Source organism: Metabacillus sp. KUDC1714 (assembly GCF_014217835.1).
GTDB lineage: Bacteria > Bacillota > Bacilli > Bacillales > Bacillaceae > Metabacillus > Metabacillus rhizosphaerae.
This window is the reverse complement of sequence record NZ_CP055263.1, coordinates 4,820,814-4,834,771: the sequence shown is the minus strand read 5'-3', so window position 1 is coordinate 4,834,771 and position 13,958 is coordinate 4,820,814. Positions and strand designations below refer to the sequence as shown.

The following is a 13,958-nucleotide window of genomic DNA, read 5'->3' as shown; positions in this document are numbered from 1 at the left end:
TGTTGATAAAGTTATTATGTACATATAAAAAGGTGGTATGCATTATAACCTTGCTAAAGGGGTTATTGACTATCTTGTCCCGTTCGTTCAATAAGATAGTTCCATAAACGACCGTTTTTGGTTATAAAAAGGGTACATCTCAAAAAGACTCAAAAACTACCTAAATATATAACCAAAAATATAACCAAAATCAAAACACCAATATATCTATCTCTTCCCCCTTTTTGGTATAGTTGAGGTAATAAAAAGGGGGGATTTTTGTTGAAATTTGGATATGCACGCGTGAGTACACAAGATCAATCATTATCATTACAACTCGATGCATTAGCTCACTACGGAGTGGATCAGATTTTTGAAGAAAAAGAATCAGGTAAAAAGAAAAATCGACCTCAATTAGATGAACTACTTAAAGGTTTACGTAAAGATGACACGGTCATTGTTTATAAATTAGATCGTATCAGTCGAAGTACCAAACATCTAATTGAGCTTATGGAATATTTCGAATCAAAGGAAATTCATTTTGTTTCCATACAAGACAAGATAGATACCACAACTGCTATGGGACGGTTCTTTTTCAGAATGTTAGCCAGCATAGCAGAATTAGAACGAGATATTATCAGTGAACGAACGAAAGATGGATTAACGGCTGCTAGAGCAAGGGGAAGAAACGGAGGCAGACCGAAGGTAGATTTAAAGAATATAGAACTTGCTATAAAAATGTATGAAAGCAAAGATTACTCTTTATCTCAAATTAAGACGGCCACAGGGATTGGAGCGACAACCTTATATCGTTATCTAGAAAAGAAAAAGATATCTAGCAAGGAGTTATAGCATGAGAGGGAAAGAATTACTAACAGAAGATCAAAGAACGGAATTTGTACGAATTCCAGCTGATATGAGCGAAAGTGAACTAGAAACTTATTATACTTTTCCCCAATATGACCTTGAAATTATTAAACGACACAGAAGAGATCATAATCGTTTAGGCTTTGCTGTTCAATTATGTGTTCTACGCTATCCTGGATGGTCCCTTTCAGATGTTGGACCTATTCCAGATTACATAATCGAATACATAGCTAGACAAATAAATGTTAATCCTAATTCATTTTCTTTATATGCCCAACGAGAGCCAACTAAACATGAACATATGGAAGAAATCCGTCAAGTTTATGGTTATCAAAATTTTTCCCTAGGGAACTATCGTAAGGTAGCTCAGTTTCTGTTGAGTCATGCCCTTCAAAATGGAAATTCAATGTATCTTCTTCGTACAGCACAAGAAGAACTACGGAATCAGAAAATTATTCTCCCTGGCATGACTACTATAGAAAGGCTTGTTTGGGAAACTCGTCAACGAGCAGAGGAAAGGATTTTTAAATCATTAACTTGTACTCTTTCTAAATGGCAAAAACAAAAGTTAGATAACCTTATAGATCCCTTTGTAGACAATAGAAAAACCCCCTTATCATGGCTTAGAGAACTTCCCGGCCAATCTTCACCTGAAGCCTTTTTAAAAGTAATAAAGCGCTTAGAATATATTCGAGATTTAAAATTAGAAATAAATTCAGAGCAAATCCATCCCAATCGTTTACTTCAATTATCTCGTATTGGAGCAAGGTATGAACCACACTCATTTCGAAGGTTTAAAGAAAAAAAGAAATATGCAATTCTTGTTGCCTATCTAGTAACACTAAGCCAAGATCTAATTGACCAAGCAATTGAAATTCATGATCGACAAATGATGATCTTGCAATCAAAAGGGCGTAAAACACAAGAGGAAATGCAAAAAGAAAATGGAAGAGCAGTGAATGAAAAAGTCATACATTTTGCAGATATTGGTGCAGCACTTATCCAAGCACGAAATGAAGGGCTTGATCCATTTAATGCTATTGAAATGATTATGCCGTGGGATAAAATTGTTTCTTCTGTCGAAGAAGCTCAAAAATTAGCCCGACCGATGGATTACGATTATCTAGATTTGTTAGAAAATCGGTTTTCTTATCTAAGAAAATATACTCCTACTTTTCTTAAATCTTTTGAATTTCGTTCTACACAAGGTACAGAGCCATTATTGCAAGCCTTAAAGACGCTAAATGAAATGAATGAATCTGGTAAAAGAAAAATTCCAAATGATGCCCCGGTAGATTTTATTCCTAAACGTTGGAAGAACCATGTTTATGGTGATGATGGAATAATTAACCGACACTATTATGAGATGGCTGCACTAACAGAGTTGAAAAATCATATTCGTTCAGGCGACATATCCGTAGTCGGTAGTAGACTCCATAAAGATTTTGAAGAGTATCTTGTTCCTAAAGAAGAGTGGACAACAACTCGTCTTACGGAAACTAAACTAGCCGTTCGTTCATCGGCAGATGAATATCTTGAGGAAAGAAGAACGTCACTAGCTCAACGCCTTACATGGGTTTCAAATAATCTTGATTCTCTAGAAGGAGTAAATATCGAAAAGGCTAAGATCCGAGTGGACCGTTTGGAGAAGAATACACCCGAAGAAGCGAGAGCTTTTAGCCTGTCTTTATATAATATGTTGCCGAGAATAAAGCTCACTGATCTTTTAATAGAGGTAGCACACTGGACAGGGTTTGACGAAATGTTGATACATGCCTCAACCAATCGCCCACCAAAGGGAGAGGAAAAAGCAGTTCTCATGGCTGCTCTTATGGCGATGGGAACTAACATAGGACTTACTAAAATGGCAGAAGCGACACCAGGAGTTACCTATCATCAAATGGCTAATGCAGCGCAATGGCGTTTATTCGATGATGCTATAAGTCGTGCACAAGCGACATTAGTAAATTTTCAACATAAGCTTAAACTAGCTTCCTATTGGGGAGATGGAAGTACCTCTTCCTCTGATGGAATGCGCGTACAGGTTGGTGTTTCATCGTTACATGCCGATGCCAATCCACACTATGGGTCTGGAAAAGGGGCAACCATTTATCGATTTACCAGTGATCAATTTTCAAGTTTTTATACGAAAGTCATTAATACCAATGCTCGTGATGCAGTACACGTTATCGATGGATTACTTCATCATGAGACTGATTTAAATATTGAAGAGCATTTTACAGATACAGCTGGCTACGCCGACTCAGTATTTGGATTGAGTCATTTACTAGGATTTCGTTTTGCACCAAGGCTACGTGATTTAGCTGACTCTAAGCTATTCACCATCCAAATGCCAAATGAGTTCCCAAAACTAGAAAATATACTCCGTGGTCGTATTAATACTAAAATTATTCAAGAGAATTTTGATGACGTATTGCGTGTAGCTCATTCTATTCGAGAAGGAAAAGTGTCTGGTTCACTTATTATGGGGAAATTAGGGTCATATGCGAGACAAAATAAACTTGCAATTACTTTGCGAGAAATGGGGAGAATCGAAAAGACCATTTTTATTTTGGATTACATATCTAACGAAACACTACGCCGTCGAATTCAACGAGGACTAAATAAGGGGGAAGCCATGAATGGGTTAGCAAGAGCCTTATTCTTTGGAAAACGAGGTGAGTTAAGAGAACGAGGAATACAAGACCAACTACAACGTGCAAGTGCTTTAAATATTCTAATAAACGCTATTAGCGTATGGAATACCGTTTATCTTACAGAAGCAACAAAATTATTGAAGGAAAAAGGGGAATTTGAGAGAAGATTTACTTAAACATATTTCTCCGTTAGGATGGGAACACATTAATTTTCTTGGTGAATACAACTTTGATGCAAGTAAAGTAACAAGTTTACATTCACTACGCCCTCTTGTTCAATAATACTAAAAGCCGATGATTCCTTAGCGTAGGAAATACCGGCTTTCTTCATGTCGAAATTTGCTTAGCGTATGTTTTCCGCGTTTTGTTGGTAGGACCCCTAAAAGACCTTATTGAATTAAACAAAAAAATGTATCCAGAAATGAGGAAATAAAATGAATGAAATTTTTGTTAAATCACTTTATGAGTCCATAGTTAAAGAGAACCTTCAACTATACAAAAACTTGTATGAAACAACGAATGTTACTCCTAAAACAGATGATTATTGGAAAAAAGCTATTGGTTTTTACGATAGTTTAACTGACGAAAATAAAGATACATTTATGAGGATAATTGAACAAACCATGATTGATACTATTTCAAACATGCTAGGAGTAATTGATGGAAGTTCAACTTTAAAAGATTGTTCGCTAGAACCTAAATTACTGCTTGATTCTATTGATACAGAAGGAGAACTGCAAGATACGTTTTTAGAATTCATAGAAGAAAGAGATAGCAACAGCTAATTTGAATTTTTATTACAGAGGTTTTTATAAAGAGCACAAAAATATTTAAATAGTTTAAATGAATTCTATTACCTTGAATGGCTAAATGCCTTTCAAGGTTTTTTACTTGAATTTATATTAAATCTGCTGATATTTTAGTGAGACAATAAGAAAATGATTTAGACTCTGATTCTGTATATGTATAACTTGATAAACCCTCATGAACCTTAATTCAGTAATTTGATAGCATCGACTCTATGTTGAGTGATTCACTTGAAACAACCCTGATGTAATGCCAGAGTTTTTGAAGGCATGAAAGGAAGATACCGGACAATATATAATATTAAACATAAGTTTCGACACTGACCAACGGTACCATTACATAATGTTAGGTTAAGTTTAATAAAGATTAATCACTCACAAGTGTTGATACATCAACGTTTGTGAGTTTTTTGTTTTTGTGGTAATAAAGTTGAAAACGGTAAGATTTGAATCTGTTTCACACAAATTTCACACAAGAATTTGGCTAAGGTTTGATCTTTATGGCTTGAGATATGATTGCTTTTCTAAACCCTGAACAATTAAAGATACAAAACATTACTTTGTATTATTATAAGAAAACACGCCAGATTGTGGAGAAACAATGGAGAGAAATGGAGTCTTCCAGCAGGAGCAAATTGAAGTTGGGGAAGTACCTACAGAAGCAGTTGTTCGTGAAGTTTGGGAAGAGACAGGACTTATTGTTATTCCTAATAGTTATTAGGGGTACATAGCGGTAAAGATTTTCGTTATGAATATCCTAATGATCATAAAGTTGAATATAATGCCTATGTTTTTGATTGTGAAATCAAAAGTGGTGACCTAAACCCAATTGATAGTGAATAAGATCGGTTCAGCTTTTAGGGAGTCACTAATAGACTTTGGGTGGGCTAGTGAGGTCTTTGACACAACCTAACGTCAAATCAGCATTTTTTTTGGAAGTGATTAAAAGAACTACTTAGGATGGATCTTTGGTAGTGAAAGAAACAAAGATTACACAAAGTATTTTGAATAGAAAAGAGAAATTCAATAATCCTATTTACCAAAATTACGGACATATTAAAGTATTCTCCTTGTCGGTTCAAAGTGAAGAAGCAGGCCAGAAACGCTTTAGACATTGATAACCTATTTAAATTATATATGTCTTTTTAAATGAGGCTTAACTCACAGGAGTTAGATGCTTTTTCCAAATGAATGAGAATAGGTTTTCTCACATCATTCCTTATTAAACTCAAAAAAATTATCAGAAAATTTTAAATAAACCGTTGACCTATGACATCATATGATGTACTATAACCTTAGAGATGATGTTATATGACATCATAAAAACTTAGGGAGTTAGATGATAACTAAAAAATTCACTACCAAACTAAGTTAAAATTTGAAGGGAGAGTTAAATTTATGAAACAAGAACATGTGGAACAAATTCAAAACGTTATCGAGGCTGTGAAAGGAAAGGATATTAACAACATTTTCTTTGTTGCATGTGGCGGTTCTATGGCAGCGCTTTCATTAGGGGATTATTTTGTTACAAAAGATACTGACATGCCAAGCTTTGTCTATACTTCAAATGAATTTATTCATCGTGCACCAAAAGCATTGGGTGAAAACAGCCTAGTGATACTGAGATCTCATTCTGGTACAACACCAGAAACAGTTGGAGCTGCTACATATGCTAGAGAACAAGGTGCCTTAACTGTTGCCATTTCAATGGATGTTGAATCTCCTCTTTGTCAAGAATCAGAATATACTGTACATTACAATTACAAAGATGGATCTGATGCAATTGATGGGGAAATAGGGGTATACTACACCTTACTCTTTCAGTTACTTAATCAACTTACTGGGGAAGAGAAATATCTCCGTGGTGTGGAACAATTATCTAAGCTAGGTCAGTTAATTGAAAGCAACCAAGCAAAGCATAAGGATGTAGCTGACGAATTTGGAAAGAAGTATAAGCGTGATAAGGTTATTTACACAATGGCAAGTGGAGCATATATCCATCATGCTTATTCATTCACAAGTTGTTTGTTGATGGAAATGCTTTGGATCAACTCAAACGCTATTCATTCAGGAGAATATTTCCATGGACCATTTGAAGTAACTGATTTTGATGTCCCATTTTTAATAGTAGTTGGAGAGGGATCAAGTACACCACTTGATCAACGTGCTCTTAATTTTGTAACAAAATATAGCGAAAAAGTTGAGGTTGTTAACGTTAAAGAGTTTGATTATAGTGGAGTAGACGAAGACCTTAAAGAGTATTTTGGTACAGCACTGGCGGGACCTGTATTACGCTTATACGCTGATGGTTTAGCTGAACATACTGGACATCCATTATCAGTAAGAAGATATATGTGGAAAATGGAGTATTAATATTCTAAAAGTTGGTTACGAGGGGGAAATAATTAAATGAAAAAGTTATTATGCTTTTTAGTTATTATTTTAGTTAGCTCTATGTTTTTAGCAGCATGTTCTTCCTCCAATGAAAGCAATGGCAAAGCATCTGATGGTGATCAAGTAGTGATTGATTTCTTTCATAGATGGCCGAATGAACCTAGAAAATCATTTTATGATGAAAAAATTGCAGAATTTGAAAAGCTGCATCCTAATGTAAAAATTAATGTTGATGCTGTTTTAAATGATTCTTATAAAGAAAAGATTAGAGTACTGGTTTCAAATGATGATCTTCCTGATGTTTTCACCTCATGGTCAGACACTTTTGCCGAAAATCTAGTAAGTTCCGGACGTATTATGGAGCTAAATGATATCATGGCGGAGGATACAGAATGGTCAGGTAATATTATCGAGTCACAATATGCTGGATTTACGTTTGATGATGTTACGTATGGAATACCGTTTACTGTTGACGGTAAAGCTTTCTTTTATAACAAACAAATATTTGAAGAAAATAATATAGCGGTACCAGGGTCATATGGTGAACTTATCAATGCGTTAGATCAACTGAAGGAAGCAGGCTATGAAACACCATTAGTAGAAGGTTTAACAAATGGTTGGGCAATCTCTCATTACATGGGAACTATTTTTGATAGAGTCATAAACTATGATGTACTTCTTAAAGACTATAACATTGAGACTGGTGAATTTACAGATCCAGGATATATTCGTGGTCTAGAAACTTTTAAAGAGTTAACCACTTACATGGGTGATGTTTCGACGGCTATTGATCATGAAACAGCTCGAAACATGTTTGCTGCTGGTGAAGTTCCAGTATTATATATGCAATTTGCAGAGGTTAAATATGTACAAGATGCTGGCAATGTGGAGTTTGGGTTCTTTAATTTCCCGGCAGTTGAAGATGGAGAAGGAAGACCTAAATCACTTACCGGTGCACCAGAAGGATGGATGTTAAGTAACAATGCTCCACCTGAAGCCGTAGAGTTTTTAAAATTCCTGACTTCAGAGGAAACTGCTAAAGCATTTACGAAAGCAGATGGTCAGTTGAACGCTATCAAGGGCGGTGTATCGGAAGAAACCTCCAATCCAGAAAGTCTAGAAGCCTATCAAATTATTCTAGATGCATCAGATGCGACCCCTTGGTTTGATAATGCGGTTGATGTATCAATTGCTGATATTTTTATGCGAGGTGGTCAAGAATTAGCAACCGGTCAAACGACACCAGAAGAGATTATGGCAAAAGTACAGGAAGCAGCTGCTAAATTACGTAACCAATAAAAAGATAGAAATTGCCCTAACTAAGATATTAAAAGGTTAGGGCAATTCTTCAAAAGAAGGGTGGGGGATTTGTAATGAAGTTAAAAAAGGGGAATATAACACCAATCTTATTCATGTTACCAACCATTTTATTTTTAGGACTATTTATTTACATACCACTTATTCAAAACTTCTATAATAGTTTTTTTGAATTTAGTGTATTTTCTCAATCGAAAGAGTTTGTTGGTTTGAGTAAAATTAAAGAATTATTTGTTGATGAGGTAGCCATCATTGCATTAAACAACAATGTCAAATATGCCATCATTTCCGTTTTACTGCAAGTGTTCTTTGCTTTAGTGCTAGCTGCTATTTTAGAGGATAAATTCTTTAGACGCTTCGCTCCAGCTTTACGAGTTATTTATTTTATGCCAGTCATGATTTCAATCTCTGTTATTGCCTTATTATTTGGATTTGTCTATAATCCCCAAATTGGGTTATTAAATAGTTTCCTAGAGCTCCTTGGAATAGAACAGTTGGCCAAGCCTTGGTTAGGTAATTCAACAACTGCAATATATAGTGTTATCGCAATGTCACAATGGCAAAGTATTGGGCTAATTACGATGTTATTTATCGTTTCGATTCAGAAAATTCCGAAAGAGTTATATGAAGCTGCAGAGATAGATGGTGCTGGAAAAATACGAAGATTCTTTAGTGTAACGGTGCCACAAGTAAAAGAAGCTACGTTTGTTAACTTATTAGTTACTGTGACTGGATCTATTCTAGTATTTAATGAACCTTACATTCTTACAAATGGTGGTCCAGGAAATAGTTCCATGACATTAGCGGTTCACATGTATCAAACAGGTTTCATTAAAGATGACATGGGTTATGCATCAACATTAGCATCTCTTATCTTCTTACTATCTGCTGTATTTGCGCTTATACAAATCAAAGTATCGAAAACAGGGAAGGAGGATTGAAATACATGATAAAAACTAATTTGAAGAAGTCAACTTTCCCTAGTACCATTCCTACAAATAAAATGAAACTCCCAGTTCAGACACGAATCACCAAAAATATCGTATTGCTCGGTTTGCTTAGCTTTGCCGTTATCATACTATATCCACTATTTTGGATGTTTATTTCATCATTTAAAAGTTATCAGGAAATCTACAGTAATGTTTGGGCTTTACCAACGGAATGGAAGTTTGAAAACTATTCCCTAGCATGGTCGAAAGGGATTTCGAGCTATTTTTTCAACAGTGTGTATGTAACCGCTTCAACGATTGTCTTAACCGTCATAATAGGATCGATGGCTGCGTTCGTATTATCTAGGTATAAAAATCGATGGATTGACGCTGCACTCTTATTTACTATTGGTGGGTTAATGATGAATCCACAAGTTGCTTTAATCCCTTTATTTGAAATTTTAACAATAACAAACTTATTAGATACACATTGGGCACTCATTTTGACCTATGTAGCCTATCGATTACCTTTAACGATTATATTGATTCGGGCTTTCTTTTTAACAGTACCTAAAGAGTTATCTGAATCAGCATTGATGGATGGTTGTACTGAATTTGGTATTTATTGGCGTATTTATTTACCAATATCATTACCTATTGTCATTACATCTGTTATTTTAACCGCATATTTCGCATGGAATGAATTCTTATTCGCGACCGTTTTCATTAATTCTAGTGAATTAAAAACGATCCCATCAGGATTAATGGTCTTTCGAGATGCTCTTCGTACAGACTGGGGAGTATTGCTATCAGGAATGGTTATTGCAACAGTACCAATGATTGTTCTACTTATATTCTTACAAAAATATTTGGTTAGAGGTCTTGCAGAAGGATCTGTGAAAGGATGATTACTTATGAAACTAATAACAATTGGTGATAACGTAGTTGACTGCTATTTGGATCAAGATAAATATTATCCTGGAGGTAATTGTGTCAATGTAGCAGTAAATGCCAAACGTAATGGGGCTAGTGAAGTTTCGTATATTGGGATATTTGGGAACGATGAGCCTGCTGATCATATCAAGTATGTACTTAGTCAAGAAGGGATCGATTATCGCTTTTCACGCGACGTATCTGGTATTACTGGACAGCCGCAAGTTACATTAACAGAAGATAATGACCGTGTATTTGTAGGAGGGCCTAAAAATACCGTACAGCATAAATTTAAAATTCAGCTCGTTCAAGAAGAGCTGGATTATATAAAAATCTTTGATTTAAGCCATGTGAGCTGTTTTTCCTCCATGGAAAGTGAACTAGCAAAATTGTCACAAGTGTCAAAAGTTTCGTATGACTTTTCAAATAGGAAGGACCTTCCTTATATTGAATCGATTGCTCCGTATATTTCTTATGCTTTTTTCTCAGCTGCTGAGCTTTCAGATGAAGATTTTGAACGTTTCATTAGAGATATAAGTTCTTTTCAGTTTGAAATCATTGGGTTGACTAGAGGAGGAAGACCAGCGATCTTTATCAAAAATGGAGAGATTTATGAGCAGAAGTTAAAGAAAATTGATGTGGTTGACACAATGGGTGCAGGTGACAGCTTAATCGCAGGCTTTTTAACTTCTTATATGAGTGGTGATGACATAGAAGTTGCGATTGCGAAAGGAACAAGGTCCGCTGAAAAGACTTGCCAAGAATACGGTGGATTCGGTTACCCAAAAGAAATGCAAAAAGTTTAACTAGCTTAAAGGTTCATGTATAATTAATGGTAACGTTAAAAATATAGGAGCGTACTTAATGAGTAACCGCGATCAAATTCAAAATTATTTATATGAAGAAATCATGACCGGAATTAAACAATATATTGAATCGAACCAGCTAAATCAAGGTGATCAAATTCCTACTGAAGCTGAATTATGTGAAATTTTTCAAGCTAGTAGAATATCCATACGTCGTGCAATAAAAGAATTAGTAGACGAAGGTGTTCTTCAAATTATTCGGGGAAAAGGTACATTTGTGAATATATTTCGTAAAGAAATTCACCTTTTACATATTCAGGGATACACCGAAGGCTTGACGACAAAGAGTGAATTTATTACAAAAGATATTATTTCAATGGAGAAAATAAAAGGGACACCCCATATTAATAATAAATTTAATAATAAATTTGATGAGTACATTGAACTAGTAAGAAAAGTCTATCGAAATAAACAAATTTTAAGTTTGGATTATGCATACTTTCCAACAGTACTTTATCCCTCAATAGAAAACAAAATTACATCAGACAGTTCAACCTTTAAGATTATTAACGACGAGTATGGAATAAATTTCAAAAAAGTTTGTAAGGATCTTGAATTTGTACATCCAACAGAAGAGGTACAAAAGCATTTAGAGGTTAATAGAATGACACCAATTATATTAGTAGATAAAATTATTTATAATGAAGAATTAACCCCTGTCCATTATTCAAACTACCATTTAATTGCAGATCGGGTGAAGTTACGACTAGAAACGGATTACTAAATGGAGGGTTAAAATTTACGTAGAGGAATTGAATTCATGTATAAAGCGGTTGTTTTTGACTTTGATGGTTTGATTTTTGATACCGAATCAGTTCATACAACGATTTATCAAGAAATGTTTGATTTATATAATTTAGAATTTCCATTTAAGGAATGGATACAAAATATTGGAACAAAATCCAATTTTACGATATACGATCTTTTGGAAAAGGAAATAGAACAAATTGATCGAGCGCAGCTCAAAAAAATAAATAAAGAAAAGTTGGAAACAAGGTTGAATACATTAAAGGTACGACCAGGTGTGGAAAATTACCTCAAGGAAGCACAAGCCATGAACTTAAAAATTGGTCTTGCTTCAAGCTCTGATTATAAATGGGTTTCAAACCATTTAAATCGGTTAGGTTTAATACATTATTTTGAGTGTATCATGACTTCTAACGATGTTGTTGAAGTGAAACCCAACCCAGAGCTTTACCTGTTAGCAGCTAACGAGCTAGGTGTTGAACCTGAATCCTGTATTGCTTTCGAAGATTCCGCTAATGGTTCACTCGCCGCAAAGCGAGCAGGTTTAACCTGTGTGATTGTTCCGAATGACACCACTAAGCATTTAACATTTCCTGAAGTTGATTATCGACTATCTTCTATGACAGATTGTGCCTTGTCAGATCTTCTTGGAAAATTAACTTACCAAAAGTCTTAGTTAATAGAGTTAACATTCTATCGTTTGATTTGAAACTATTGATATTTATTAAGTTATTGTTTAGTAGTTGACTACATCTGTATATGCTTTATAAGAAAGAGGCGTGTGAACTTTATTCCATGCTTCTTTTTTAATGGAGGATTTTAACGCCTTTTAAAATAGGTTAGTTTTTCCAAGTTATTGCATTGAATAGATAGTAAAGTAAAAGTCCCTACAAGTTCCAAGGAATAGCATTCAAATTTTTAAAGAAATGTTCTATAACTATAGAATAAATCGTTATTTGAATATTAAATAATAAGTGGAATTTCCAATCTGAAGAAAGTCCCCGATAAGAACCAGGTACTAAAAAAAGAAAGAACTTTACTACTAAAAACCTCAATAAAATTTGGAACCTCATTTAGATACATCACTCTGAACCGTATCATGCGGAAAATACACCAGTACCTCTCATTTATAAATTATTTTACACAAATTTTTCACAAGCGTATTGGTAGACCTTATAGATTCAGTGTTTATGAAGCTATTTCGACCCCGACCACCGGTATCGTATAGGGAGTAACATTAGCAGAGTGTCCAATTTTTAGCAGGAACTCTGCTAAGCACTTAATCTTACATCAGACTGAATATGGAACCTTTGGATTGTACACTACAACTCAACCACACTTCCTACAATTTATCCTTTAATTAATTTCCAGATATTTTCCAATAATTGAACAGTAACTAATGTATAAAAATATGTTTTTCTACTTTAGAGCGAATTTCATAATTTTTAAATTGACCTCAATAATTAAAACTTATATTTTAAAATTTATATTTGTAATTTAATTGATTTATATTTAAATCAATAAAAAGGGATAATTACATAATATTTACTTTTCTTTAATATAGATTTAATTCGCATGTGGTCTAATAGTCATAGTGATAATTGCTCATAAAAATTAGTTACACTTTTTAGGAGGGAAAATTAAAATGACTATTGGTAAACGATTAAATGAGGTTAGAGTAAGTAAAGGTCTAACAATAAAACAAGTTGAAATTGAATTAAATCTAAGTAGTCTTCATTGGCTGGAACAAGGAAAGTATAAATCCTTTAAATGTGAACATTTAATCACTTTATCAAATTATTATCAAGTTTCTCCTCTCTATCTATTAGATTTAGATGAAAGTATTTATAACATAGAACCCAAATGGATTGTGTTAATTCAAAAATTAAAAGAAAATAAATTAACTCCTAGAGATGTAATGATTAGTGTTGAACGGTATAAAAAAGTATCAATAAGTAATTAAAAATTTATAAGATTTGTTTTGTTTAAAAGAATGGACATATTATTCACATGAAAATAAACCATTTTTCACAATATTAATTCACCCAAATATTTGATAAAGTAAAAGAAAACATTTATTAACGAGGTAAACAAAATGTCATGCATTTTTTGTTATATGAACGAAATCATCTTTGAAAACAACTTAGCACAAGCCTTTTTTGACAAATATCCTGTGACAAAAGGGCACCTGCTAATCATCCCTAAACGTCATGTTGAAAACTATTTTGATTTAACATCAGAAGAAAAACAAGCAATTGATGACTTGCTTTTTAAAGGGAAGAAATTATTAGACCAACAATTAAAGCCTGATGGCTACAATATTGGCATAAATAATGGGGAAGCAGCAGGTCAAACGATCTTCCATGTCCATGTACATTTAATCCCACGATATAGAGGGGATATGAAGGAACCACGTGGTGGTGTAAGAGGAGTAATACCAGAAAAAAGAATGTATTAAAGGAG

Annotated in this window: 11 protein-coding genes and 2 pseudogenes; all 13 read left to right on the top strand. The window is 34.1% G+C overall.

Annotated elements, in window-relative coordinates:
- The first annotated feature begins 261 nt into the window (after positions 1 to 261).
- The 13 genes and pseudogenes from HUW50_RS22265 (at position 262) to HUW50_RS22205 (ending at position 13,953) form a co-directional block, all read left to right on the top strand.
- Complete coding sequence (locus tag HUW50_RS22265) at positions 262 to 831, top strand: recombinase family protein (RefSeq protein WP_185653297.1); 570 nt, start codon at positions 262 to 264, stop codon at positions 829 to 831.
- Between the two features lies 1 nt (position 832).
- A pseudogene (locus HUW50_RS22260) lies at positions 833 to 3,785 on the top strand (Tn3 family transposase).
- Between the two features lie 152 nt (positions 3,786 to 3,937).
- On the top strand, positions 3,938 to 4,288 hold the full coding sequence (locus HUW50_RS22255; protein ID WP_185653296.1) for a transposase: 351 nt from the start codon (positions 3,938 to 3,940) through the stop codon (positions 4,286 to 4,288).
- A 585-nt stretch (positions 4,289 to 4,873) separates the two neighbouring features.
- Positions 4,874 to 5,149 (top strand): annotated as a pseudogene (locus HUW50_RS22250) (NUDIX domain-containing protein); the annotation flags it as partial.
- Positions 5,150 to 5,707: 558 nt separating this feature from the next.
- A complete protein-coding gene (locus HUW50_RS22245; RefSeq protein WP_185653295.1) occupies positions 5,708 to 6,682 on the top strand; it encodes an SIS domain-containing protein in 975 nt (324 codons plus the stop codon).
- A gap of 36 nt (positions 6,683 to 6,718) precedes the next feature.
- Positions 6,719 to 8,002: an ABC transporter substrate-binding protein gene (locus HUW50_RS22240; protein WP_185653294.1), complete on the top strand. Its 1,284-nt coding sequence runs from the start codon at positions 6,719 to 6,721 to the stop codon at positions 8,000 to 8,002.
- 74 nt (positions 8,003 to 8,076) lie between these two features.
- The gene (locus HUW50_RS22235) at positions 8,077 to 8,961 is read left to right on the top strand and encodes a carbohydrate ABC transporter permease (protein WP_185653293.1); all 885 of its coding nucleotides are present in this window, start codon (positions 8,077 to 8,079) and stop codon (positions 8,959 to 8,961) included.
- A 5-nt stretch (positions 8,962 to 8,966) separates the two neighbouring features.
- A complete protein-coding gene (locus HUW50_RS22230) occupies positions 8,967 to 9,857 on the top strand; it encodes a carbohydrate ABC transporter permease (RefSeq protein WP_185653292.1) in 891 nt (296 codons plus the stop codon).
- Between the two features lie 6 nt (positions 9,858 to 9,863).
- On the top strand, positions 9,864 to 10,688 hold the full coding sequence (locus HUW50_RS22225; protein WP_185653291.1) for a PfkB family carbohydrate kinase: 825 nt from the start codon (positions 9,864 to 9,866) through the stop codon (positions 10,686 to 10,688).
- Positions 10,689 to 10,746: 58 nt separating this feature from the next.
- Complete coding sequence (locus HUW50_RS22220) at positions 10,747 to 11,472, top strand: GntR family transcriptional regulator (protein WP_185653290.1); 726 nt, start codon at positions 10,747 to 10,749, stop codon at positions 11,470 to 11,472.
- 36 nt (positions 11,473 to 11,508) lie between these two features.
- Complete coding sequence (locus HUW50_RS22215) at positions 11,509 to 12,171, top strand: HAD family hydrolase (RefSeq protein ID WP_185653289.1); 663 nt, start codon at positions 11,509 to 11,511, stop codon at positions 12,169 to 12,171.
- A gap of 969 nt (positions 12,172 to 13,140) precedes the next feature.
- A complete protein-coding gene (locus tag HUW50_RS22210) occupies positions 13,141 to 13,458 on the top strand; it encodes a helix-turn-helix domain-containing protein (RefSeq protein WP_185653288.1) in 318 nt (105 codons plus the stop codon).
- A gap of 132 nt (positions 13,459 to 13,590) precedes the next feature.
- Positions 13,591 to 13,953: an HIT family protein gene (locus HUW50_RS22205; protein WP_185653287.1), complete on the top strand. Its 363-nt coding sequence runs from the start codon at positions 13,591 to 13,593 to the stop codon at positions 13,951 to 13,953.
- The last annotated feature ends 5 nt before the right edge of the window (positions 13,954 to 13,958 follow it).